The organism is Desulfotruncus arcticus DSM 17038 (assembly GCF_900113335.1).
Classification (GTDB): domain Bacteria; phylum Bacillota; class Desulfotomaculia; order Desulfotomaculales; family Desulfallaceae; genus Desulfotruncus; species Desulfotruncus arcticus.
Genome location: NZ_FOOX01000024.1, coordinates 1 through 23,798 on the forward strand (window position 1 = coordinate 1; position 23,798 = coordinate 23,798).

26 protein-coding genes are annotated in these 23,798 nt (G+C 47.9%); 19 read left to right on the forward strand and 7 right to left on the reverse strand.

The genetic code is table 11. The annotated features are described in order from the left end of the window. Nucleotides 1-229: transposase (locus BM056_RS23080; protein ID WP_131820827.1), on the reverse strand; the 229-nt coding region annotated here is incomplete at its 3' end. Between the two features lie 210 nt (nucleotides 230-439). Between BM056_RS23080 and BM056_RS23085 the strand changes: the two genes are divergently transcribed. From BM056_RS23085 to BM056_RS23135, 11 genes are all read left to right on the forward strand, one after another. After that, the gene (locus BM056_RS23085) at nucleotides 440-1,285 is read left to right on the forward strand and encodes a DUF3732 domain-containing protein (protein ID WP_092475081.1); all 846 of its coding nucleotides are present in this window, start codon (nucleotides 440-442) and stop codon (nucleotides 1,283-1,285) included. A gap of 154 nt (nucleotides 1,286-1,439) precedes the next feature. Continuing rightward, nucleotides 1,440-3,329: an ATP-dependent nuclease gene (locus BM056_RS23090; RefSeq protein WP_165613682.1), complete on the forward strand. Its 1,890-nt coding sequence runs from the start codon at nucleotides 1,440-1,442 to the stop codon at nucleotides 3,327-3,329. Between the two features lie 695 nt (nucleotides 3,330-4,024). Next, a complete protein-coding gene (locus BM056_RS23095) occupies nucleotides 4,025-4,396 on the forward strand; it encodes a plasmid mobilization protein (RefSeq protein ID WP_092475085.1) in 372 nt (123 codons plus the stop codon). Then, nucleotides 4,356-5,750, forward strand: coding sequence for a relaxase/mobilization nuclease domain-containing protein (locus BM056_RS23100; RefSeq protein ID WP_092475086.1), 1,395 nt, complete (start codon nucleotides 4,356-4,358; stop codon nucleotides 5,748-5,750). Before BM056_RS23095 ends, BM056_RS23100 begins: the two co-directional genes overlap by 41 nt. Beyond that, a complete protein-coding gene (locus BM056_RS23105) occupies nucleotides 5,701-6,510 on the forward strand; it encodes a PcfB family protein (protein ID WP_092475088.1) in 810 nt (269 codons plus the stop codon). Before BM056_RS23100 ends, BM056_RS23105 begins: the two co-directional genes overlap by 50 nt. Before the next feature lie 6 nt (nucleotides 6,511-6,516). Further along, entirely contained in the window at nucleotides 6,517-7,419 is a 903-nt protein-coding gene (locus tag BM056_RS23110; RefSeq protein WP_092475090.1) for an ArdC-like ssDNA-binding domain-containing protein, read from the forward strand. A gap of 13 nt (nucleotides 7,420-7,432) precedes the next feature. Then, entirely contained in the window at nucleotides 7,433-7,624 is a 192-nt protein-coding gene (locus BM056_RS23115; protein WP_092475092.1) for a hypothetical protein, read from the forward strand. Beyond that, on the forward strand, nucleotides 7,611-9,374 hold the full coding sequence (locus tag BM056_RS23120; RefSeq protein WP_092475094.1) for a VirD4-like conjugal transfer protein, CD1115 family: 1,764 nt from the start codon (nucleotides 7,611-7,613) through the stop codon (nucleotides 9,372-9,374). Before BM056_RS23115 ends, BM056_RS23120 begins: the two co-directional genes overlap by 14 nt. Before the next feature lie 53 nt (nucleotides 9,375-9,427). Next, the gene (locus BM056_RS23125; RefSeq protein ID WP_238456631.1) at nucleotides 9,428-9,703 is read left to right on the forward strand and encodes a glutamyl-tRNA amidotransferase; all 276 of its coding nucleotides are present in this window, start codon (nucleotides 9,428-9,430) and stop codon (nucleotides 9,701-9,703) included. 5 nt (nucleotides 9,704-9,708) lie between these two features. Then, nucleotides 9,709-9,936, forward strand: coding sequence for a hypothetical protein (locus BM056_RS23130; protein ID WP_092475098.1), 228 nt, complete (start codon nucleotides 9,709-9,711; stop codon nucleotides 9,934-9,936). Between the two features lie 64 nt (nucleotides 9,937-10,000). Beyond that, a complete protein-coding gene (locus BM056_RS23135; RefSeq protein ID WP_092475101.1) occupies nucleotides 10,001-10,840 on the forward strand; it encodes a VirB6/TrbL-like conjugal transfer protein, CD1112 family in 840 nt (279 codons plus the stop codon). Between the two features lie 42 nt (nucleotides 10,841-10,882). Here BM056_RS23135 and BM056_RS23140 read toward each other — a convergent pair whose 3' ends face one another. Beyond that, nucleotides 10,883-11,302, reverse strand: coding sequence for a hypothetical protein (locus BM056_RS23140; protein WP_174550001.1), 420 nt, complete (start codon nucleotides 11,300-11,302; stop codon nucleotides 10,883-10,885). A gap of 229 nt (nucleotides 11,303-11,531) precedes the next feature. Beyond that, entirely contained in the window at nucleotides 11,532-11,786 is a 255-nt protein-coding gene (locus BM056_RS23145) for a helix-turn-helix domain-containing protein (protein WP_092475104.1), read from the reverse strand. Nucleotides 11,787-12,027: 241 nt separating this feature from the next. Here BM056_RS23145 and BM056_RS23150 point away from each other — a divergent pair, with 241 nt between their 5' ends. From BM056_RS23150 to BM056_RS23170, 5 genes are all read left to right on the forward strand, one after another. After that, entirely contained in the window at nucleotides 12,028-12,225 is a 198-nt protein-coding gene (locus BM056_RS23150) for a hypothetical protein (protein ID WP_092475106.1), read from the forward strand. A 58-nt stretch (nucleotides 12,226-12,283) separates the two neighbouring features. Further along, nucleotides 12,284-12,649 carry a PrgI family protein gene (locus BM056_RS23155; RefSeq protein ID WP_092475109.1) on the forward strand — a complete coding sequence of 122 codons (366 nt, stop codon included), beginning with the start codon at nucleotides 12,284-12,286 and terminating at the stop codon, nucleotides 12,647-12,649. Next, a complete protein-coding gene (locus BM056_RS23160; protein ID WP_092475112.1) occupies nucleotides 12,642-14,978 on the forward strand; it encodes a VirB4-like conjugal transfer ATPase, CD1110 family in 2,337 nt (778 codons plus the stop codon). The genes BM056_RS23155 and BM056_RS23160 overlap by 8 nt, the downstream gene beginning before the upstream one ends. 76 nt (nucleotides 14,979-15,054) lie before the next feature. Further along, nucleotides 15,055-15,462 (forward strand): DUF6075 family protein, encoded by a 408-nt coding sequence (locus BM056_RS23165; RefSeq protein ID WP_092475115.1) that lies wholly within the window; start codon nucleotides 15,055-15,057, stop codon nucleotides 15,460-15,462. Nucleotides 15,463-15,495: 33 nt separating this feature from the next. Beyond that, a complete protein-coding gene (locus BM056_RS23170; RefSeq protein ID WP_092475118.1) occupies nucleotides 15,496-17,496 on the forward strand; it encodes a peptidoglycan DD-metalloendopeptidase family protein in 2,001 nt (666 codons plus the stop codon). On the opposite strand, the gene BM056_RS25925 is transcribed toward BM056_RS23170, so the two are convergent. The 3 genes from BM056_RS25925 to BM056_RS25775 form a co-directional block, all read right to left on the reverse strand. Further along, nucleotides 17,478-17,750, reverse strand: a complete 273-nt coding sequence (locus BM056_RS25925) for a hypothetical protein (protein WP_131820828.1) — start codon at nucleotides 17,748-17,750, stop codon at nucleotides 17,478-17,480. The genes BM056_RS23170 and BM056_RS25925 overlap by 19 nt on opposite strands. Nucleotides 17,751-18,142: 392 nt before the next feature. Next, the gene (locus BM056_RS23175) at nucleotides 18,143-19,237 is read right to left on the reverse strand and encodes a hypothetical protein (RefSeq protein ID WP_092475121.1); all 1,095 of its coding nucleotides are present in this window, start codon (nucleotides 19,235-19,237) and stop codon (nucleotides 18,143-18,145) included. Between the two features lie 251 nt (nucleotides 19,238-19,488). Further along, the gene (locus BM056_RS25775; RefSeq protein ID WP_114319313.1) at nucleotides 19,489-20,619 is read right to left on the reverse strand and encodes an amidase domain-containing protein; all 1,131 of its coding nucleotides are present in this window, start codon (nucleotides 20,617-20,619) and stop codon (nucleotides 19,489-19,491) included. 651 nt (nucleotides 20,620-21,270) lie between these two features. Here BM056_RS25775 and BM056_RS23185 point away from each other — a divergent pair. The 3 genes from BM056_RS23185 to BM056_RS23195 all read left to right on the forward strand — a co-directional run bounded on the left by BM056_RS23185 (nucleotide 21,271) and on the right by BM056_RS23195 (nucleotide 23,222). Beyond that, a complete protein-coding gene (locus BM056_RS23185) occupies nucleotides 21,271-21,825 on the forward strand; it encodes an RNA polymerase sigma factor (RefSeq protein WP_238456626.1) in 555 nt (184 codons plus the stop codon). Between the two features lie 67 nt (nucleotides 21,826-21,892). Then, nucleotides 21,893-22,777, forward strand: a complete 885-nt coding sequence (locus tag BM056_RS23190) for a DUF4367 domain-containing protein (protein WP_092475283.1) — start codon at nucleotides 21,893-21,895, stop codon at nucleotides 22,775-22,777. 1 nt (nucleotide 22,778) lies between these two features. Further along, nucleotides 22,779-23,222: a hypothetical protein gene (locus BM056_RS23195; RefSeq protein ID WP_174550002.1), complete on the forward strand. Its 444-nt coding sequence runs from the start codon at nucleotides 22,779-22,781 to the stop codon at nucleotides 23,220-23,222. Nucleotides 23,223-23,586: 364 nt separating this feature from the next. Here BM056_RS23195 and BM056_RS27735 read toward each other — a convergent pair whose 3' ends face one another. Then, nucleotides 23,587-23,763 (reverse strand): hypothetical protein, encoded by a 177-nt coding sequence (locus BM056_RS27735; protein ID WP_165613689.1) that lies wholly within the window; start codon nucleotides 23,761-23,763, stop codon nucleotides 23,587-23,589. Between the last annotated feature and the right edge of the window lie 35 nt (nucleotides 23,764-23,798).

Here is a 23,798-nt window from a genome sequence, read left to right on the forward strand (position 1 = left end):
GAAGATCCCGGACCTGGCGCTCAAGTTTTCTTATCAATTCATCATCTGGGCTTAACTTACCACTACCAGGGAATGGCCCTTCAGGCTTTTCACGATATCTTTTTAACCAACCATGTAGCGTGTTGATTTTTATACCTAATTCCCTTGCAACAGAAGCCACTGATCCTTCGGAAGCTTCTACTCGTTTTATAGCTTCCATTTTAAATTCTGTACTGTATTGCCTTGCCATATTTTTTGCCCCTTTCAATTTCTAGTATACTACGTGTTCTTACTGTCCATCAAAAGGGGTACGGGTCAGGATATATCAACATGGCTTCGAGCAATAGCGACAACAGATGAAAGCACATGTCCCATCTGCGGTAATGTACATAGTGATTCCATATCAGTTTTAAATGATCTCTGCGACGCAATCGCGGAGATTGAAAAAACCGCTGGTGATATGAAAGTTGTCCCAGCGGCATTTGAGCGAGAATTACAGATAGTAGATGAGGAGATTCAATATCTCTCTGAGAAGATGTCGGCAATACGGCGCCGGATAAATGAGGAGAGCGGAAAATATCAGGACAACGCGGATAGGAAATATACCTTAAACAATGTAGCGCGTTTTCTTGGCAGAATGGAAATAGCCATCCAAACTTACGATAGAATAGGTTCTGATAGCGAGTTAGAGCAAAAAATCCAAGAAATAGATACTCGTTTATCTGAACTCCGAAAGATAGTAAATGAAAATGAAATCCAAAAGAAGATTAAAGCCGCTTTACGATATATTGAAAGCGAGGCCAACAAAATTGTATCTGGGCTAGATGCTGAACGACCGGATGATCCTATAGAATTCATAATTAAAGACTTGACAATATGTGTCAAGAATGCCTCTGGACGTAGCGACTACTTATGGGAGATAGGAAGTGCCTCTAATTGGTTAGCTTATCATATTGCTCTTAGCCTAGCGTTTCAAAAATTCTTCCAAGAGCGTGGAGAGATATCAATACCTAGTTTTTTGGTGTTTGATCAGCCTAGTCAGGTCTATTTCCCACAGAAACTGGCTCGCCGAAACGAAGAAGATAGCATAGATGATCAAGCAAACTTGAAAGATGAAGATAAAGAGGCAGTACAAAAGATATTTACTACGCTCTCGAAATATATTATGAATACAAAAGCAAAAGTGCAAATTTTAGTGATGGAACATGCCGACGAGGATGTATGGGGTGAAATTGAAAATATTCATCTTGTTAAAAGATGGCGTGGTAATAATGAAAAGCTTGTTCCAGTGGAATGGGTGGATTAGGGATGTTTCCGACACGGTTTTTTAAGAGGCTCCAATGATAGAGTTTTTCACATCAAAACAAAGGAATGTATTTTAAGGTTATTTAGGGAAGATAGGTGGCAGATAGAAATAGTCTGGGACTAGAGAAGTAGTATATAAAATTGAGGTAGATACTGTGTACATTTCCGAACTAAAATTAGAGTCATTCAAATCTTACGAAAATTTAATGTTAAAATTTGACAAAAGTTTTAATGTTATTATTGGCGAAAATAATATTGGAAAATCAACGATATTTGAAGCGTTGCAACTTTGGAAAAAATGCTATGATCTCTCAATTTCAGCAAAGGGTGATAAGTTTTATAGCAAAACAACAACACTGTATGTTAATTTTGAAGATCTTCATTTTATTCGACTTTCGAGTGATGAAGATATTTTTTACTCAGATAAAACCTCATGCAATTTAAAAGTCACTTTTGCTGAAGAGATAAATGGTATACCTCAATACTATACTCTTGATTTTACACTGACGAAGCCTAATATTAAAAACGCATATGTTCGCATAATTCGCGGCAATGAAAATGAGTTTGATCGACTATTAGAACGCCTTAGTCAATTAAATATTAAACTCAGAGAATTTATTTTTATTCATCAAACTTCTCCAGTATCAAATGTTTTAAGTAAAGAACCTTATATGTTCAAAGGACAAGTTACTAAGAAAATTCAAAAGGGAAAATCCGACGAGGTGCTCCGCAACAAAATACTTCAGAGCTTAGAAAAAGGTTCTCAGCTTGAAGAATGGATGCAAGAGGTTTTAGATGTGTCCTTTTGTTTTATACCGCCTAAGCGAAGCGAACGTGACAAGAGTGAATATATAAAGTTATTAGTTGATAAGGACGGAAGTAAACTTGACGTATATTTACAGGGAAGTGGATTTTTACAAACCGCTGAAATATTCTCTACCATTGAAGTGATGAATAATTCGTTAAATATATTGCTAATAGATGAGCCGGATTCACATATTAGCCCACGGATTCAAAGCAGATTACTCTGTTGTTTAAAAAACATTAATGAAACACAAACCTTTATTATTTCACATAATGACAATTTTGTTGCTGATGTGGCTCCCGAGCATATTCTCTTCGTTAATAGTACCAACAAAGGTCAGGGAACGGTTGAGCCATTAGAAGTAGATAATGTAGATGTTCTGCATATGGCACTTGGGGGAATTATTACCGGGTTAACAAGGTTACAAAAATACAAAACCGTATTTTTCGTCGAAGGTGAAGATGATATTTCATACGCTAGAATGTTATGTAATACATTAAAACGCATTGGTTCAGCAGAGAAAATTGAGATGGATAAGCTGTCTTTTTGGTTTATCCGGGGAAAAGATAATCTCAATATCAAGATTATGGCAGGGAAGCAACTTTTATCTCAAGCAGTGGCAGGTTGTCGGTTTAATGCAATATTTGATAAAGATTTTTCTACTACAGGCGCAAACGATAACTATATTAACACAGACGTAAAAAGACGTCTTGGAAATGGTTGTATAATACATACACATAATGGATACTGCATTGAATCTGTCCTCTTTTCTAACCTGGAATTATTAAAATGCTATTTAGAAAAGTTATTACCGTATGCAGCAACACATCCAATTGAAGGGGTAATTCCAAATCCGGATTTTGATCTTTCTCAATTCATTCAAGACTTTTGTGATAAAAAAAGAACTGACATTAGGGATGTGGGTTCTCAATTCTACCAGGATATGAAAAATCGTTTCAACTCACAGAAAAAACCTCAGCGTCCTGAATTAAACGATGTTGACTTTGATGTTTTTGCTGCAGAAGCGTGCTATAGCGTACAGTTTTTAATGAATAAGTCAAACATAGCAGAATTTGTATCACAATTAGAGTATGAAATTGGGGGACAACTGTTCGACAGAGATGACGATAATGAAGAAACATTGTCAAGTAAATTACTCATACATTATTTCCAGACTATCGAAATAGATGATGACATTATTCCAGACTTTTTAGAATTAGTGCATGCTCTTCGCATATAATTTGAACGACAGTATGAGTTCTGAGATAACGTAAAATAAATATGCAAATAAAAAGGACATATGCTATACATCTAAATTGATTCACATACATTAATCCTATGGTAATGTGAGTATTAAATGTCTATTTACACACATTACATAATTTAATCAGTTTTTATTTGTTGTTAAAGGTGCTGAAATCAGTGCTTTTTTTCTTTTGCCCAAAATTGAGAAAGGACTGTCCTTATGAAAATTTGTCAGGTGTAAATCTTCATGACCAAGAGATTAAAACGAAGCAGGAAAAGCCGAAGTGATGGTACCGGTCCGTACAAAAACGGGGGAACGAGGAATGCACTATATTGAACACTTAGCTAGTTTAGCACTCGAGAAAAGGGAATGGCCGTAAGGGTGCAAAATCACAGCCGCAGGTAGGTGCGATATTTTCCTACTCTCTCTTTTCGGCTGGTGATATCTGAAGTTAATCGCAACCGCATTTCAACACAAGACAGCAGTCTTGTGTTGCAGCAAGCACTGAATTTGGCTAGCCAAATTCGCTTGTTAGGGGCTGTCGCCCCTAATACCCCCTTCATGCTGCACTCCTATTAATCAAGAAAAGCGGTGCTATGAATGAACGAACTGCAACAAAAGTGGCGGAAGGAATTTCGCGCTTTCATCCGGTGCAAGGACATCCATCCTGCGCGAAAGGAGCCGGAACGATGAGAAAACGAAATATCCAAATCATTGTACGTCTGAACGCCAGAGAACAACAGAATCTTGCCAAGCAGGTAAAGAAATCGGGGCTTTCACAGGAAGCATTTATCCGTTCCCTCATCAACGGCTATGAGCCCAAGGAACTGCCCCCTCCCGACTATTTTTCCATGACGCGGGAGCTGCACGCCATCGGCGGCAACCTGAATCAGATTGCGGCCAAGGCCAATGCCACCGGGCATATTGACAAGACGGTATTTCAATATGAAGCCAACCGGCTCAGAAAGGCGGTACAGGATATTATAGAGGCGGTCACAGCGCCGGAAAGGAGAAGGGACGATGGCGACCACAGCGATATGGGACGTGACCGACCGCCTTGACCGGGTGCTTGACTACGCCGCCAATCCCGAAAAAACCGAAAACCCTGATTTTACCAATCCAGACTTTCAGGGCTTGCGCAAGGTGCTGGATTATACCCAGCAGGATGTCAAAACCGAAAAGCAGTTCTATGTGACCGGCATCAACTGCGACCCGGCCACCGCCTGCGAGCAAGTGGGCCGCACAAAGCGGCAATATCAAAAGCAGGACGGCATCCTGGCCTTTCACGGTTACCAAGCCTTTGCGCCGGGAGAGGCCACCCCCGAAACCGCCCATGCCATCGGTGTGAAGCTGGCCAAAGAGCTTTGGGGCGACCGCTTTGAGGTGGTGGTATCCACCCACCTGGACAAGCAGCATCTTCATAACCATTTTGTCCTGAATTCCGTGTCCTTTAAGGACGGCAAGCGGTATTACGACAACAACGCCAGCTACGCTCTCATGCGCAAGACCTCTGACCGGCTGTGCCGAGAACATGCCCTGTCCGTCATTGAAAACCCGAAGCGCGGCAAGTCCAAGCACTACGCAGAATGGAGGGCGGAACAGGAAGGCAAACCCACCTGGCGAGGCCTGATCCGGGAGGACGTAGACAAGGCCATTGCCGCCGCCATGACCTTCACGCAATTTATCGCCGTCCTGCGCAAACAAGGCTATGAAGTCAAAACCGGCGTGAAACACCTGGCCGTGCGTCCTTTAGGCAAGGAACGCTTTGTCCGGCTGAAAACCCTGGGCGAAGATTATTACACCGAGGAAGCCATCAAGTGCCGCATCCTGCAAAACCGCACACCCCAGCGGCCACCTCCCTTGCCAGAGCTGAAGCGAAAACGCTGTAATTTCAAAGGGTCCCTTAAAACAGCGAAAAAGCTTACCGGCCTGCAAGCGTTGTACTTCCACTACCTCTATAAAATGGGCATCCTGCCCAAGCCCCGCGCGTCCAACCAAAGGACGCATTTTTTATTGCGCGAGGACCTCCGCTATTTGAATGAACTCACCGCGCAGACCAAGCTGCTCTGCAAAAACCATATTTCCAGCAGCGAGCAGCTTTTCGCCTACCGGTCAACCGTGGAGCGGGAAATGAGCGCCCTGTCGGCCCAACGCAAGTCTCTTTACAACCGCATCCGCCGGTGCCGGGACGAAGAGCAGGCGACAGCCTATAAGGAGCAAATCGCCGGACTGACCAGGCAAATCAGCCAGCTTCGCAAGGAGGTGAAGCTCTGCACGGGCATCCTGTCCCGTTCCGGGGAAATGCGGGAAAAGCTGTCCCGGATCAAGCAGGAAGAAATCCAGCGGCGAAAGGAGGCAAAAGCCTATGAGCAGCGGAGCCGACGCCGTGGACCAAGCCATCAGCCTGAGTCTTAAGGGGATCGAGGTAATGGCCAGAATCTCCGGCGAGGGGGCCAAAAACCTGGCCACCTATTTGTATGCCGTTCTCACAGACCAAAAGAAAACCAGAGGGAAAATCCGGCTGGAGGGGCTGTTGCGCAGCGGCAAGGAGCTGAAAGTCTTTGCGTTCAGGAACGAGGACTTGCAGAAATTCACCCGGGAGGCCAAACGCTACGGCGTCCTTTATTGCGCCCTCCGTGACAAAAAGGACACGGACGGCATGTGCGACATCATGGTGCGGGCCGAGGACGCGGCCAAGATCAACCGCATCGTGGAACGCTTCAAGCTGGCCACCGTGGACACCGCCAGCATCAAGAGCGAAATCGAAAAATCCCGGACCGCCCAGCAGGAGGAAAAAGCGCCCTCCGAAAAGGAAACACCCGCCGAAAAAAGCGCAGACGATTTTCTGGACGAACTCCTGGCCAAGCCCGACCAGCCGGAGCCGGACCAGGAGCGGACCGACAACCCAAACTCCACCACGGACCCTACGGCGGCGAAGGCGGAGAAATCCCCTCCGTCCGAGCCTACTTACGAGCGCAGCGGGAAGGCCGCCGGGGGTACGAGTGAGCCGGAGCGGAAATCCGTCCGGCAGGAACTGAAGGAAATCCGGGAGGCCCACCGGGAGCAGACGAAACCCAAGCGGGAGGCGACCAAGGAACAGGCCAAATCCGCCATGCCGCCCGCCAAATCAGGCCGACATAAATCCAAAGCCAAATCAAAACCGAAAGAGAGGTAAATCCAGATGGGTAATTTTGACGATCTTTTCCGGCAGGAGCAAGGCCAATCCCCGCCCATAAGCGACCAGCCCTTCGACAAGGAGGCCTGGGCGCAAAAAAAGCAGGAGCAGCGGGAAACGGTGTACGCCATGATCGACGAAACGGCGACAGCCGTGGCGCGTGACGGAGACACCTTTCAGAAATATCTGGACGTGCAGAGCCGTTTTGACCGCTACAGCGTTTCCAACGCCCTGCTAATCCTGACGCAGAAACCGGAGGCCACCCGCATAGCGGACTTCAACACCTGGAAGGAACAGGGCGCGTACATCCGCAAGAAGGAATCCGGCTTTTACATCATCGAGCCGGGCGAGGAATACCAGCGCCAGGACGGTTCCACCGGCATCAGCTACAACCCCAAAAAGATGTTCGACATTTCCCAAACCGGAAACAGCCGCAAACGGGAAACCCCCGTCTATCCGGATGAGCGTACCCGGATCAAGGCGCTGCTGGCTCACGCTCCCGTGCCCGTCCGTATCAGCGACGCGCTGCCAAGCGGCGTGAACGCCCTGTACCAGCCGGACACGCGGGAAATCCAAATCCGGTGCGGCCTGGACGCCAATCATATTTTCCGCGCTCTCGCCCAGGAACTGGCCCAGGCGGAAATGGACAAGGGCGACGGAAGCTACAACCGTTCCGAGCAGGGCTTCCGCGCCTATTGCGTGTCGTATATGCTCTGCAAGCAGTACGGCGTGGAAACGGGCGGCTTTTATCACTTCGAGGGCACTCCCCAAATGCTGGAGACTTTGGAGCCGCAGGAGATCCGCGCCGAATTGTCCGTTATACGCGAGGCTGCCAACGAAATTTCCGGCCGCATGAACCGGATGCTCAACCAGCAGCGGCAGCAAAAGCGGCAGGAGACGGAACGTTAAGGAGGAATAGCCCTTGAAGGAAGAAGAAAGGGTGCTGACCCTGGACGACTACGAATACGGCGTGGTGGTGAACGCCCTCAATGAACTGCGAAACGACCTGATTAAGGAGGAACGGCCCACCGACGCCGTGGACGAGCTACTTTTGAAAACCATCGACGCCCCAACCAAAAAGCAGAAGCGCAGGAACCACGATGAAGCGCGCTGAAACCGCCAGGAGCAATCTCATCCTCTGGGCGGTTTTTTTAATTCCGGTGGTGTGGGCGGCCTTGCTGGTCGCCCCATCCCTTTCCGGCGGGCTGCCCGAAATCCTGGAAAACCTCACGGCGGCGATGAACGATCCGTTTCATATCCAATGGGTGGACAATTCGCCCAAGTGTGTTTTGCTCTTTATCGCCGCCTACGGGATGAGCATCGGGATATACCTGTCCACCAAGCGCAATTACCGGCCCAGGGAGGAACACGGCAGTGCCCGCTGGGGCGGGGCGGCGGGTGTCGATAAGAAATACCGGGACAAGAACCCGCAGAAGAACAAAATCCTGACCCGGAACGTCCGCATCGGGCTGGACGGCAGGAAGCACCGGCGCAACCTCAATGTCCTGGTGGTGGGCGGCTCCGGTTCCGGCAAAACCCGGTTTTACGCGAAACCCAACGTCATGCAAGCCAACACCTCCTTTGTGATCCTCGATCCCAAGGGAGAAATCCTGCGGGATACCGGAAACCTGCTCAAAGCAAGGGGCTATGACATCAAGGTGCTGGATTTGATCAACATGCACCTCTCCCACTGCTACAATCCCTTTATTTATTTGCAGGACGACAAGGACGTGCTCAAACTCGTCACCAATCTGATCCGCAACACCACGCCCAAGGGCTCCAACACCAACGACCCCTTTTGGGAACGCTCCGAAACCGCGCTCTTGGAGGCGCTTATCCTCTACCTGCTCTACGAAGCGCCGGAGGATGAGCGAAACTTCCCGATGGTCATGGAGATGATCGTCGCCGCCGAGGTTCGGGAAGAGGACGAAACCTACCAAAGCCCCCTGGACGAGCTGTTTGAGCGGCTGGCCATGCGGGAGCCGGAGCATTTGGCGGTCAAGCAGTACAACATCTTCAAGCTGGCAGCGGGAAAGACGGCCAAGTCCATTTTAATCAGCCTGGGCGTCAGGCTGGAAAAGTTCAACCTGTCCACTATCGCCGGAATCACTACGGTGGATGAAATGGCGCTGCCCGCCATCGGGGAGAAAAAGACGGCTCTGTTCGCGGTAATCCCTGACAACGACAGCAGCTTCAATTTCATCGTGGGGATGCTCTACACCCAGCTTTTCCAGCAGCTTTACTATCTGGCCGACCATGTTTACGGCGGCAGGCTGCCCTTGCACGTCCATTTCGTAATGGACGAATTCAGCAACGTCGCCCTGCCGGATGAGTTTGACAAGCTCCTTTCCACCATGCGCAGCCGGGAAATATCCGTTTCTATCATCTTGCAAAACCTGGCCCAGCTCAAAGCATTGTTTAAAGACACCTGGGAATCCATCGTCGGCAACTGCGATGAATTTTTGTATCTGGGCGGCAACGAGCAAAGCACCCACAAGTATGTGTCCGAGCTTTTAGGGAAGGAAACCATCGACCTGAACACCTATGGACAGAGCAAGGGAGCTCAGGGCAGCTATTCCACCAATTTTCAGTTGTCGGGCCGGGAGCTTCTCACCCCCGACGAGGTGCGGATGCTGGACAACCGCTACGCCCTGCTGTTCATCCGGGGCGAACGCGCCGTCATGGACGACAAGTACGATATTCTCAAACACCCGAATTTAAAGCTGACGGTTGACGGCGGCGGCCAACTTTACCGGCACGGCACCACGGAACACGCCCTGGACTGGAAAGCCGTGGCCTTAAAGGAAGACGGCGATTACGAGCTGCTTTCCGAGGAAGAACTCGAAAGTCTGTCCCCATCATAAAAACAGGAGGAATGATACTGATGAAAATGTCTGGAAAAACCAAAAGGGTTTTTATGGTTTGCTGCGCGCTGGCGCTGCTGCTGCCCCTTTTCGCCGTTCCCGCGTATGCGGCCAATGACCCCCTTCAGGTGGTCAACAACCTGTCCGAATTTATCTTCGGGCTGATCCGCGCCATCGGCCTGATCCTGCTGGGCTTCGGCATCGTGCAGATCGGCCTGTCGCTGAAATCCCACGACCCGAGCCAGCGGGCCAACGGCTTTTTGACCCTGGCGGGCGGCGTCATCATCACCTTTGCCAAGGAAATCCTTAATCTCATCACAGGAGGTTGATGGCCATGTTCAACAAATTCCCCATCACTGAGAAAATGCACATTCATTCCCTGGACGGCGAACTGCGGGAAGCCACCATCCTGGGGCGGCTGGGCGACAACGATTATATTGCCGAGTATAACGGGGTCAAGTGCCATGCCATCTACAACCCCTTTGTCAATCATTTCTATGTGGATGACAAGTATGGCGTCATCAAGGACAAAAAGCCCGGCAAGGACGAACCATGCCGGTGACGATCACAGGAGCAAAGCCCGCGCTTCAGGCGCGGGCTTTGCTTTGGAAACGAGGTGAGTTTATTTGGAAAGCGGCAATTGGGTGGTTGAGAACCTGAACAGCGCCTTGGGAACCTGGAACGAAAAGCTGGTGGAAATCTGGCAGCTTGTCACCCAGTCCCCCACGGAATTTCGAGGCGGCGGCATCTGGCACGTCATTGCCGATATCCACGGCGCGCTGCAGGCCATCGGCCTGGCCCTGCTGGTATTGTTTTTTGTTATCGGTGTGGTCAAAACCTGCGGCAGCTTTGCGGAGGTGAAAAAGCCGGAACACGCCCTGAAGCTGTTCATCCGCTTCGCTTTGGCCAAAGGCGTTGTGACCTACGGGCTGGAGCTGATGATGGCGCTATTTACCATTGCCCAGGGGATCATCTTTACCATTATGAGCAGCACGGGCTTCGGCACCACCAGCCAAGCCGTTTTGCCGCAGGCCATCGTGCAGGCCGTCGAGGAGTGCGGCTTTTTGATGAGCATCCCCCTGTGGGCGGTGACGATCATCGGCAGCCTGTTCATCACGGTGTTGTCCTTCATCATGATCCTGTCGGTGTACGGTCGTTTTTTCAAATTGTTTCTCTATACCGCCATCGCCCCCGTGCCTCTGGCCTCCTTTGCCGGAGAGCCCAGCCAGAGCATCGGCATAGCTTTCCTCAAAGGCTATGCCGCCGTCTGCCTGGAGGGGGCGATCATCGTCCTGGCCTGCGTCATCTTTTCCGTCTTCGCGGCCGCCCCGCCGGTGGTGGACGCCAGCGCCAGCGCCGTGACGATGGTGTGGAGCTATATCGGGGAGCTGATTTTCAACATGCTGATACTGGTCGGCGCGGTGAAGATGGCCGACCGGGTGGTGCGAGAGATGATGGGATTATAAAAAGGATACCGGACAATGAAAATCCGGTATCCTCATAATTTCTCATATATCCTTGAACGGAACGCCATCCCCGTAAACAACAGGTTCCCCTGTTCTTGGGTCAAGCAAATCCCCCTGCGCGTTAAACTGAATTTTGTCAAGCGGTACGCCCATCTCTCTGGCCCGCCGGATCTGCCACGCGACGTCATCTTCAAAGTATTTCTCGTCCCGTTTGCGCCGTATCGCCTTTATCAGAGACGCAATCCAGCTTAACACGGTCAGGCCGAGCAACGAGAAAAGGATGATATGCGCTAAAGTCTCATGTTCCACCGCCCATTTGTTCAGCACGGTGCTGAAAAGCAGGAAGCAAAGGAGGGGAATCGTCAGCCGGAGCTTTCCTGCTGCTTTGAATATGAAAGAAAGAATGAGCAATCCCACCGTAAGGCAAAGAGAAATAAGGGCCACGGCTGCCATAATGGTCACTTCTTTCCATATCGTCCGTATATTTCTATTATATCACGCGGCGCAAATATACAAATAAGAGCGGGAAATCGACACGATCTTGAACGTGAAGTTTAGCAGGGGCATCAACAGGAAGAGGAAGATGGGGATGCGTACAGAAGAATAAACCCTCCTTTTTTACGCTTATTATCGCGCATCAAAGAAGGAAATGGGAGGGTGCGAACGAATTATTTTGGCCTGTCCTGCGCTTTTAATTATTCCGCTTTTTCCCTAACAATTCTTCAACAGAAATATCCAATGCTTTCGCAATCGCAACAATCTCATAATCCTGAACCAGACGGTATTGTCCTTCAAGGCGGGAAAGACTCGTGGGGCTGATGTCCAAGCCCACGGTTTGCAGTTTCGCCAGAAAATCCTTCTGCTTTATATTCCTTGCCTTCCGAAGGGCAACAACCTTGGCTCCGATCATGTTTTTGTTGCCGGGCGGGTTCTGTCGTGGTTTCATAACCTTCGCACCTCACTGTTCTTCCCATCAATTTTAGGTGAGGATACGATAGTTTTAATGCGAATATCGCAGTAAAATAAAAAATAAGTCGATAATCGCAGTAAAATTGAAAGGAGTATGACATAAAAATGAGACAGAAATTGGTTGTTTTACGGGATACAAGCACATTGATCAGCATTATGGCTGACGAAGAACACCCTATTTTTATCCAGCGTAAAATCAGGCAAAGGAAATTTCGGCCATGAAAAAGGTGTCTCTCAATAAAAAACTGGAAAAAGAAAGGAGGAAACTCAACAAACTGGGGGAGGAAGCCTTGAAAAATGGTATCCCCCTCACCCAGGATGAGGCGTTTATGGCGCAGAACCGCAAGGTTGACGCTTTGATAGTAAAGGTAATCAAGGAGAGTGAACGGCACAGGAAAAACCGGCAGGAACGATAAGACCGACAGTCCGATGGCGCTTCGTTAAAGAGGCGCTATTTTTTTTGGAGGTGATATTTTGGAAGTCAAGATCAACCGGGAAATCCGGGACTATACCGAGAGCTTGTTTTTTGGACTGTCCATGCGGCAGTTCATTTTTTCTGTCCTGGCCGTCATTGTGGCCATCGGCATCTACTTCGGCCTGCGCAGCTTCTTCGGCACGGAAACCGTAAGCTGGATGTGCATTCTGGGGGCCGCACCCTTCGCCGCCCTCGGCTTTATTCAATACCACGGCATGACGGCGGAGCAGTTTTTGTGGGCCTACATCAAGTCGGAATTTCTCCTGCCCAAGCGCCTGACCTTTCATCCGACCAACATCTATTACGAAGCCCTGAAGTCCGCCCTGGAAAAACGTGAAAAGGAGGCACGGAAACGCCATGATTAAAACCCTGCAAAAAATCATGAAGCAGGACAAGGAAAGGTTTGCCGTCCCCAAGGGCGTGCAGCAGGCCATTCCCATCCGCGCCATCTGGCCGGATGGCATTTTTCAGGTGGGGAACAAGTTTTCCAGGACCTTTCGCTTTGCGGACATCAACTATGCAGTGGCTTCCAAGGAGGATAAGGAAGCCTTGTTTCTGTCCTATTCGGAGCTTTTGAATTCCTTTGACAGCGGGGCGACCACCAAGATCACGATAAACAACCGCCGCCTGAATAAAACGGACTTTGAAAGCTCCATTTTAATTCCCCTCCGGGAGGACGGGCTGGACGAATACCGCCGGGAATACAACCGGATGCTGCTGGATAAGGCCACAGGCGCGAACAGCATCGTGCAGGACAAATACGTCACCGTGTCGGTAGCGAAAAAGAATATCGAGGAAGCGCGGAACTACTTTTCCCGCATCGGCACCGACCTGATTACCCACTTTTCCCACCTGGGGTCCAAGTGCGCGGAGCTGGACGCCACCGACCGCCTGAGAATCCTGCACGACTTTTTCCGCTCCGGCGAGGAAACGTTTTTCCGTTTCGACCTGTCCGAAACCATGCGCAAGGGGCACGACTTCAAGGACTACATTTGCCCCGACACCCTGGAGTTTGAGCGCGACCATTTCCGCATGGGCAACAGATTCGGGCGCGTCATCTTCCTGCGGGAGTACGCCAGCTTCATCAAGGACAGCATGGTGGCCGAGCTTTGCGACCTGAACCGCGGCATGATGCTGTCCCTGGACATCATCCCCATCCCCACGGACGAGGCCGTGCGGGAAGTGGAAAACCGACTGCTTGGCGTGGAAACCAACATCACCAATTGGCAGCGGCGTCAGAACCAGAACAACAACTTTTCCGCCGTCGTGCCCTACGACCTGGAGCAGCAGCGCAGGGAAAGCAAGGAGTTTCTGGACGACCTGACCACCCGCGACCAGCGCATGATGTTTGCCGTTTTGACGATGGTGCATGTGGCGGACAGCAAGGAGCAGCTTGACGGCGACACGGAAGCTTTGCTGACCGCGGCCAGAAAGCATCTCTGCCAGTTCTCCCCCCTGACCTGGCAGCAGATGGACGGTTTGAACACGGCGCTGCCCTACGGCCTGCGCAAAATCCACGCCATCCGGACCCTGACCACCGAAAGCACGGCGGTCTTTATCCCTTTCCGGGCGCAGGAAATCGCCCACAGCGGCGGCAGTTACTACGGGCAGAACGTGATTTCCAAGAATATGATTATCGCCAACCGCAAGCTGCTCTTAAACGGCAACAGCTTCATTTTAGGCGTGTCCGGCTCCGGCAAATCCTTCACGGCCAAGCGGGAAATCGTCAACCAGATGCTGGCCGGCGACGACGACATCATCCTCATCGACCCGGAGCGCGAATATTCGTCGCTGGTTAAGGCGCTGGGCGGCGAGATCGTCCATATCTCCGCCACCTCCAAAAACCACATTAACGCGATGGATATGAGCAAAGATTACGGCGACGGCGCAAACCCGGTCATCCTGAAATCCGAATTCGTCCTGTCCCTGTGCGAGCAGCTTATCGGCGGCCAGAACCTGGGTGCCAAGCAGAAATCCCTGATTGACCGCTGCACGGCCAATGTTTACCGAAAGTACCTGCAAAGCAATTTCGAGGAGAAACCGCCCACCTTACAAGACTTCCATGCGGAGTTACTGAAGCAAGCGGAGCCGGAAGCCCAGGAAATCGCTTTGGCGATAGAGCTTTTTACCTCCGGCAGCCTGAACACTTTTGCTATGCCCACCAACGTGGACGTAACCAGCCGCCTGATCTGCTACGACATTTTGGATTTGGGCAAGCAGTTGCTGCCCATCGGGATGCTGGTGGTATTGGACAGCATCCTGAACCGCATCACCCAGAACCGGGCAAAGGGCAAAAACACCTTCATTATTATTGATGAAATCTACTTGCTGTTTCAGCATGAATACAGCGCCAACTTCCTGTTCACCCTCTGGAAGCGCGTCAGGAAGTACGGCGCTTTTTGCACCGGCATTACCCAGAACGTAGACGATCTGCTGCAATCGCACACGGCCCGCACCATGCTGGCCAACAGCGAATTCATCGTTATGCTCAACCAGGCTTCCACAGACAGAAGGGAGCTGGCCAAGCTCCTGAATATTTCCGATTTGCAATTAAACTATATCACCAACGTGGACGCGGGCAACGGCCTCATCAAGGTGGGCAGTTCCCTGGTGCCCTTCACCGACCAATTCCCGCGCAGCACCAAGCTCTACAACCTGATGACCACCAAGCCGGGCGAACAGGCTCAGGGCTGAATTAAGCTGCCAAACACCAACGGCTGGCCGAAAAATTATGGCCAGCCGTTCATTTACTTTGAAGGAGGAAAACACAATGGAAACCATCCGGTTTGCAGACAGGGAACACAAGGCTTTTTATAATCAAATGCTGACCAAAACCCGCAATAATGACGTCTATCACCAGGCGTTTTTTTACGCAATGGGCATCTGCCCGGAAACGAGGCGCAATATCCATGCCCTCTTTGATTTCAAAGAAGGCGGCATCAGGCCGGAGGGCCTTGCGGCTCCGTGGCAGACGGGCGGAACCCGCCGCCTGTGCCGCTTGACCTTCAACCTGTGGAACGGCTGGACGGAGGAAGGAAAAGAAAACCGTTCCGCGCCCTACGAGCTGTTCGACTGCGGCTTTGCCCCCTATTTTTTTGAAGCCATCCTGCTGCGCTATCCCGAATATTGCCGGAGCTTGGAACGCGCTGCGCCCCGGTTTTCCGAAAAGGCGCGGTAACAACTGGTGAAACAGCGAAAGGAGGTGGGCGCGTTGAAAGACATTAAGACCAAAGCCACCGTCAAGGACATCAAGGCGCTGGACAAAAGCCTCGATGTGACCCGCAGGGCAAAAAACGCCTTTATTCGCACCAAGGAGCGGGACGAGCAGACGCAGCGGCCGGAACACGACAGCTATGTGGCGTATGCCGAGGATAAGGCAAAGGACAGTGCGGAAATGGTCGGCAATGAGGCTGTTCACACGATGGGGCGTCAGGGCCAAAAGGTGATTCAAAAAATTAAGGAGCGCCGCAATTACCCTTCGGACAGCCATCACGCCAATGCTGCCGACGGCCATGCGGCGGATAAGACCTCTTCCATCTCTGAATCAGGCAGTCCCCCAACGCGCCGGAGCGCCGCTTCCCCTCAAGGAAAGCAAGCTGTCTCGCCCAAGGCCGGGAAAGCCCTGGAACAGTACCCCGCGCCCGGGCAGGCCAAGCAATCGGCCCGGCGAAAAGCCGCCCCATTCAAATTGAAGGGAAGGGGAGAGCGGAAATATACCCTGTTCAAGCCCAACGAGTTGGCAAAAAGGCGGTTTGTGCAGAGCCGGACAAAGGCGCGGTTTACCCGAAACAGAGAAATGCGGACGGCGGAAAGCAAAACCGCACAGGCCGTCCAAAGTCCCCTGTTGAAATCGACCGAAAAAACAACATGGCGCACCGTCCAAACCAGTATCAGCGGCACCGGACGCACCGCCCGGCAATCCGCCCGGTCCGGCGGGAAAGCGGTAAAGAAAACTGCCAAGGGCACCATTAAAACGGCGCGGAAATCGGTCAAGACCGCCGGGCAAACCGCAAAAGCCGGTGTAAAAACCTCTCAGACGGCGGCCAAAACCGCCGCCAAAACCGCCCAGGCCACCGCAAAGGCGGCACAGCGGACGGCGCAAGTGGCAAGAACTGCCGCCAGATTTACCGTACTGATGGCAAAACTGACCGTCAAAGCCGCCGCCGTACTGATCAAGGGCCTGATCGCCCTGGTGGGCGCAGGCTGGGCCGTTCTGGTCCTGCTTCTGATTGCTATCGCCGTGGCCGCCCTGTTAGAGTCTCCCTTTGGCCTTCTTTTTTCCGACGAGAACAAAGATGCGGAGGCAACGCCCGTTTCCATCGTGATACAGGAAATAAACGAGGAATACAACCAGCGGATAGAGGACATCAAAAACGATAATACATGGGACACGCTGGATGTTGAGTACGTCGGCACCGGAGGCAGCCGGGGCAATATCTGGATAGACATTTTGGCCACGTTCGCCGTCAAAACGGCCCTGACCGACAAGGGCATGGATGTTTTCACGATTGATCAGGCCCGTGCTGACCTTATCCGGGAAGTATTTTGGGATATGACGGAAATCGATCATTGGATAGAAACCGTGAAGCATACCGACAGCGAAGGGGGAACATGGTACGAGCGCATTCTGCATATCGTCATCATCCAGCGCACCGCGTGGGAGCAGGCGGAAATCTACGACTTTAACGACGATCAATGGGAAGTGCTGGAGGAACTTTTGTGCGGCGCATACGACCGGTATTTTATAGCCCTGATCACGGGTTTGAGACACCTGGGGGATGGAACGGAGGTTGTTGCGGAGGGCGTTTATATCTGGCCCAGCGCCGCCAGCGACTATGTAACTTCTTTTTTTGGCACCAGGCTGCACCCCGTTCTGGGCATTTACAAAACCCACAACGGCATTGACATCGGTGCTGGATACGGAACGGCGATCCTGGCTGCCGCGGACGGCGTGGTCACAACCGCTGCTTACGACGCGGGCGGCTACGGAAACTATCTCATCATCGACCACGGCAACGGCAATATGACACTTTACGCCCACATGAGCCAAATGAGCGCCGGTGTCGGGCAGACGGTAAAGCAAGGCCAGACCATCGGCTTGGTGGGCAGCACGGGACTGTCCACGGGGCCGCATCTGCACTTTGAGGTTTATGTCGGCGGCACCAGGGTTGACCCCCTGCTGTACTTCTCCAATTATACGGCGGCATGGTAGGTGCTGGCTGGGTTAAAGAAAGAAGATAGCTTGAGCAGATACCTCAATTTATCTTTTGATGCTTCCGAAGGAAAGATATCCAGCCTTAAAGCTTCGCATTCGGCAATTTTTTCAACCTCGCCTATTGATATCTGTGAATTTAGCATCCAATTTTGCGCCAGAAGCTCGGGATATACGACAAGCTCGACATCTCCGCCACTAGGAATCCTCTTGAAGGAAAACTCGATACCAAGCCTGATATAGAAGTATACCAAAGACCATGTAAAATAGAACGGCAGATATTAGACAGGGATAGCAGATTCTTGCCCATCTCAGTTGAGTTAACTGTAAATATGATGCAAATGATGAACATATACCCGCTAATAATAGAGACGTTATTTTAAGTAGTCTATTTTTGCTTGATAGAGGGATAATAAGAGCCAAAATTAGTGCAGCAACCAATCCTGTCAAAGCAATTGTAACTCCGCTTACTGGAATGGGAAGGAATTGATTACATGAAATGCATGCATCTGTATTGTACTTGACCCAAACCGCGTAAAGTAGCACCAATGAATTGATCAATGATATCAGTGAAACACCAGTAAAAATAATATTATTTTTAATATAAATCACCCCCGATGCAATGTTTTACTTCTGCTTTATTTGGCTATTTCCAGGCTCCATAATTATCCATCGGTAATTGCAGTAAATCAGTTGAGGCTTTTGATGGAAGGGATTTTGTTTCAATTTGTTTGTTGGCTAAATAAGAATCAATTTGATTTCTTAAAGTATTTACATGTACCTTTCCCAAAAAAATATTGTCCTTTAAAATCCAAAGCCACTTTTCTTCAGAGTTCTGTACAGTTACCAGTAAATAATTCTTGTAAGCTCCAAAGTGAGGTTGAATCGGTGCTTCCTGAAATTTGCCGCTAAGCGATAATAGAAGATCATTTGCAGGTTTATATTCTTCAAGTACTGGTGAATCCTTCTGCAGATTGAGTACACTTACATTGCCACCGCAACCCGTAATATAAATATTTTCACCAATTTCCACTGTGCTCGAACCTGCATCTGCAATAAAGCTGCAATACTCTCCTCTAACTTCTTTCCACTCTATACGGTCATCTTTTACATTTGCAATAAGTAATTTACCAGCCATCTCATTTTTCTTTTCGCTGGAGGGTACGTCAAAAGCAATCAATACTCTATAGTTATGCTCATCCCCGGATAGTAACAGGGGCTGGGGTTGAGTTGCTCCTGATGGGAGAGGGGGGGCAAGAATTTGTTTTTCTCCGTTTTCAAACGAAACAATAACCTTATCTTCTTCATTATAGGCTTTTGCTTCACCACTGGTGTTCTTTATCACTTCACCGAAAGTAATTTCGTTAGTTTCCAGTTTTTTAATATTGTAATCAGTATTTATAGACTCCAATTTAAGCGAACCTTCAAAGGATGTGGGCTCTATCACAATCTTCTTTTCTCCATCCCAAATCATCCGAAAAGCATAAGGTTCTTGGGTAATTTTTCTAAATAAAGCGGGCTCATCAATGGATATTCTGCCTGTCAATGTATCAAAACGGCATAAGTATGCGCTGTCAGAATTAATCTGATTTCTCTCCTCAGCATTCTGAAGAAAAATTACAAACGGTATTTGCTTTGGGGTCATATTGCCTGTAGCCAAAGGATGTGATGTACCTCTGTTACATCCGGCAACGATAAAAAGCAAAGCAATTAAACAGACTAACAAAAACTTATTTCTCATATTAACCTCCATTTCCTGCCTGCTGCAGGCGACAAATAGTAATGAAAAGGGGGTTGCATCGGTCTTCCCCACGTTACAATGTTTCCGAGGGAAAGAACGTTACAAAGCACGGTGAAGCGAGTTGCGGACTGCCTCTTAGCTTAAATCAGTATATTAACCTCATCAAAAGCAAATCGACAGGCCAATATCAACACTGATTATGGCCTGTTGATTTGTTGTATAGCTAAATTAACTACTATACAAGCTGTCTTCTAATAGTTTATTCTGTAGTAATATGCGTTAGCTGTGCCTCCTGTCCATTTTTCATCATATCGATCGCTTGAATGTCCGCAATATTTTCTAGTTGTGCCGTCATTATAGGACATCATCATGACATGTTCATATGACTTGATTCTAAAAGGAAAGCCTGCAACACAATCATTTAAGTTTGTTGTAGCTATCCAATATGTTTTTGCAACCATATAGTTTGCTTGCGAGGTAACATTAATCCATGCAGAAGTGTAGGGCTTCCAGGTACTATCTGTTGGAATACCGCCGGCATTGAGTCCTTGAGAAACAAAATTTGCACAATCATTGCAAGTATAGGCGGTGTAGGCTGGATTATAATTTGATTTGTCCTGTACAGTTTCACTATCAGGTTCACAGGGCTTAGAAGTGTTCGCTACCCATTTACGGACATAATCTCGGGCTGCTATCCTATCGTAGTTTACAATTGCTGATGGTTCCACCATTCCTTCCTGAGTTATTACATTTTCTTTTATCGTGTCAAAGGCATTTTGCTCAACAGTTTCATTGCTGGGGATATCTTGCAATCTTGTTGGTAGGAAATTGCCTACAGGATCTTCAGCATAGAATTTTATAGTGTCCGGTATCACTTTATCATTGGCATCAAGGGTTGCAGTTACCTTAATATGGTCGGAACAATGCTGCGGTGTGGTAATGTATTCATTTAAGTCTCTCTTCCATATTTCAATTTCCTTATTGGCTTTAGCTAAAGCATTGGCGGACAATTGTTTTCCATTGTTCTGAATATACTTCAGGCGACCTTTTAGGGCAGGTGAATCTTCGGCTTTTGCAAATTTCAAAAGGTGCTTTCTTTCAATATGAAATGTAATTGAAACATCCTGTCCTGATTGAGCAGATGCTATATGATTAATTTGTTGATCCAGTAACTCCCAGTTGCGCAATTCCGTATCCTGACCAATAAAGTCATTGATAATTAACTCAAACTGCTCATATACAACAGGGTTAATCTTTCCTGTAGCTTCTTGGTTGATAAAAGTTTCAGCAGCATATCCTGAAACGGCAGGCAAGCAAAACAAGGCGAAAGCAACTAGACTTGCGATGAGTATTCTCAACCGAAGATTAGCTTTATTCAACAAGATTGTCCACACTCCTTAAATATTTATTTAAGGTATCTCATGTACTTTACTGCAAATTAAATTCAAACATAAACAATTTCTTTAACCAGCAGTAACTGCAATCATAGGCATCACCTTCCTTCTTTGATAATAAAGGAACTCAACAAAATTAAGAATTTGAGCAGTTATAGCTGGGAGTTTAAAAAGCGGTAAACTGAATTTTTAGAGGGCAGACCTGGGTATTTCCCTGGTAAAATAGATTGCATAAAACATCCCTTTCCTTTTGGTGGAGTGGTTTGTAGCACTATTTTCTCCACGCCATTACCATCAGTTACACGATGCAACCAAAAACATGAAATTTTCCCTTCTGCCTATTACATTGCATTTCATTGCTAAAATCACACCTCTGTTTAAAAATTTTTTTCAAAGGTTTTTTTCACACGCCAATATTCTAGGCTCTGACGAAGATACCTTTGCTTGGGGGAACTCTTGGGCAAAAATGCTGGAAGCATATCCCCACTTATGTTGAGCAGAATTTTTCGAAGGGTTTTCATGTGCTAACTTTTTATGAAAATCTTTTTTATTCGGCAATTCGCGATATAATGAACTTGAAAAGCATTTCTTTTTTGTAATTATTTGCTTTCTACAATTGTATTGCGAGGAGGGTTGTTGGTGGGAAGGAATGATAAAAATGCCGAAGCTTTTTATGAGCATTTGTGTAATCAATACTTCGAGCGGATTTATTCTTATTGCAAAAGGCTGGTCAAGGGCCAAGCGCAATTCATGGATTTTGTAGAGGATTGCACTCAAAATACATTTCTGGAAGCCCGCAAACAAATCTCACATTTACTGAAACATCCTAACGTAGAGGGCTGGTTGTATACCACGGCGCGCAACTTGATTAATAAGTCATATAGAAGCATGTATGTTAAAAAGAGACACGAAGTAATGATGGATAAAAATATCGCCAACAATTTAATGGAATTCGACCATGAATTGGAAGATCTTTTTAACAGCATCGTGGATTTGGACAGCCTATGTGCTGACATATTGAGTCAACTCAACGCCCATGAATCTGATTTATATAGAGACTATTATAAAAATAACATGTCGATCTCGGAGCTCGCTAAAAAATACGATGTCTCAGCTACTGCCATAACTACGAGGATTTATCGGTTAAAGAAAAAGATCAAAAATTTCGTCTATGATCATTTTAAAGAAAACTAAAAAAAATTTTTTAAAATATGTGATTTTGCATGACTTGTGCAATGTCATATATAGAAGGGAGAAATTTATGGACAAAAGATCAACGGAACCCATCCCTCCCAACACCAATAGCGATAAGGAGATTTTCAAAAAGATCCTTTCCGAAAAGGAGTGTGATGCGAATGTAAAGGATAGAATGTATGCCATTTTATATGAAGCGTCATCGGCTGATGAGGCAACCATGGACACCGATTTAATTGACGAATGTGTAAAAGCCATCGACCTGATTGAAGGCCATACAGAGCACCTGGACCCCGAGAAAATGAAAGCCATGCGGCAAAAGGTTGACCAAAAATATGAAAACTGGCTGAAAGTTCAACGCAAACGCAGATTAAAGAAACTGTTGGCCCAAAGTGCTGCCGGTTTCATTTTGGTTTTCTTTATGTCCTCCGCGGTGGCTAGCGCCTTGGGTTACAATTTGGTCCAAACCGTGGTTGATTGGGGAAAAGAAACGTTTTATTTATCGGCGGAAAATGAATCCAATGGGCTAAATGGCAACGCCAATATTGCTGACCGAAAGATCTACGGCAGCATCGACGAGGTTTTACAAGACATGCCTGCAAAACCGTTATTGCCTCAATGGGTTCCTGGCGGGTTTGTCTTTAAGTATGCCGAAAAATTTGTCCGTTTGGACAACACCAATGTCATGTTATATTACGAAAATAGTGCCCATAAAACCATTGCTTTTGATTTTGAGATCTATACTGATCAAGCGTCAGCAGATGCGTCTTTTGAAAAAGATGATAAGATGGTTGAGGTTTACGAGAAAAACAACATACCGCATTACATCTTTCAAAACATTGATCGGGTGCAAGCGGTATGGACCAGTTCAAACGTTATATACAATTTAAGCGGCGATGTTTCGACAGACGAAATGAAAAAGATTATAGATTCCATGAATGGAGGTTCGTGATATGTTATTGGCTGCTAAAAAGAAAATGGTGATCATGCTTTTGACCGGTATGCTATGTATGCTGTTTTCCCCGCTGGCTGTTTATGCCAGTGAGGATGACGCTCAATCTCCCAGAGCCAGTGAATACATCCGTTCCACAAGCGTAAATATAACGCCGCAAGGCAACGGAAAGCTTTTGGTGGAGAACAAGCTGGGCGCGACGACTATCGTTGACAAACTGGGCATCATATCCCTGGAAATTCAAAAAAAGGTAGGCGGTTATTGGCAGACCATCTACACTATAGTGGAAAACGATTACCTCTACAATACCGGTACATATGTTTATGACTGCTATTATTATGGAACACCGGGGACGGAATACCGAAGCTATGTTGAATTTTATGTTGAAAATGACGGAGGATCGGAAACCAAAATTGTTGCTTCCACGCCTAAAGTTGCAAACTAAGGTGTGGAATGACAGCAAAAGATGACACGTCATCTCAAAGGTAGCAGTGAAACCACAGTTAAAGCGAAGTATGAAAGAGGCGTGAAGATGTAAAGTTCTCGCAAAAAGTTTTTAGCATTAACCATGATGGCGGTGCTGCTTGTTACCTTGGGCAGCACCGCTTGTGCCGCTGGTGCAAGTGATTTTGTAGTGGACGGTATGTCTCTATTTATCCATTCAAATAGTTTTTAATCCCCATCGCTTGCCTTTTTCAGCATATTTGAAAGTAATGTTAAAGGCTTGCCGCCGTGCGCCATCGTTTTAGTGCTCTATATTGCTCACCGATTGATTGCTGAGAAACAATAGTAGCGAAAGATTTACTTTGCTAATTTCTTACAAGAAAAAAGCGGAGGATTTTATTCCCCCGTTCCTTTGGCTTCCTGTATTCCTTTGCGGTAGCTGCTATGATGATTAAATCCGCTTCCTCTAATTGGTCAAGCTGACTTTCAAGCTGTACGGCGTAAGGCGGTAGAAAACCGGGTAACTCAAAGTGGCTTAAAATATTAGTCCGTCTAAAGGCAAAAGCAAAAGCTCAGG

Excerpts from the sequence above, each read along its gene's own strand:
- BM056_RS23085 (WP_092475081.1), top strand. The coding sequence starts at position 440 with ATGAAAGTTGTCCCAGCGGCATTTGAGCGAGAATTACAGATAGTAGAT.
- BM056_RS23095 (WP_092475085.1), top strand. The coding sequence starts at position 4,025 with ATGAGAAAACGAAATATCCAAATCATTGTACGTCTGAACGCCAGAGAA.
- BM056_RS23100 (WP_092475086.1), top strand. The coding sequence starts at position 4,356 with ATGGCGACCACAGCGATATGGGACGTGACCGACCGCCTTGACCGGGTG.
- BM056_RS23105 (WP_092475088.1), top strand. The coding sequence starts at position 5,701 with ATGAGCAGCGGAGCCGACGCCGTGGACCAAGCCATCAGCCTGAGTCTT.
- BM056_RS23110 (WP_092475090.1), top strand. The coding sequence starts at position 6,517 with ATGGGTAATTTTGACGATCTTTTCCGGCAGGAGCAAGGCCAATCCCCG.
- BM056_RS23120 (WP_092475094.1), top strand. The coding sequence starts at position 7,611 with ATGAAGCGCGCTGAAACCGCCAGGAGCAATCTCATCCTCTGGGCGGTT.
- BM056_RS23125 (WP_238456631.1), top strand. The coding sequence starts at position 9,428 with ATGGTTTGCTGCGCGCTGGCGCTGCTGCTGCCCCTTTTCGCCGTTCCC.
- BM056_RS23130 (WP_092475098.1), top strand. The coding sequence starts at position 9,709 with ATGTTCAACAAATTCCCCATCACTGAGAAAATGCACATTCATTCCCTG.
- BM056_RS23145 (WP_092475104.1), bottom strand. The coding sequence starts at position 11,786 with ATGAAACCACGACAGAACCCGCCCGGCAACAAAAACATGATCGGAGCC.
- BM056_RS23150 (WP_092475106.1), top strand. The coding sequence starts at position 12,028 with ATGAAAAAGGTGTCTCTCAATAAAAAACTGGAAAAAGAAAGGAGGAAA.
- BM056_RS23160 (WP_092475112.1), top strand. The coding sequence starts at position 12,642 with ATGATTAAAACCCTGCAAAAAATCATGAAGCAGGACAAGGAAAGGTTT.
- BM056_RS23165 (WP_092475115.1), top strand. The coding sequence starts at position 15,055 with ATGGAAACCATCCGGTTTGCAGACAGGGAACACAAGGCTTTTTATAAT.
- BM056_RS23175 (WP_092475121.1), bottom strand. The coding sequence starts at position 19,237 with ATGAGAAATAAGTTTTTGTTAGTCTGTTTAATTGCTTTGCTTTTTATC.
- BM056_RS23190 (WP_092475283.1), top strand. The coding sequence starts at position 21,893 with ATGGACAAAAGATCAACGGAACCCATCCCTCCCAACACCAATAGCGAT.
- BM056_RS23195 (WP_174550002.1), top strand. The coding sequence starts at position 22,779 with ATGTTATTGGCTGCTAAAAAGAAAATGGTGATCATGCTTTTGACCGGT.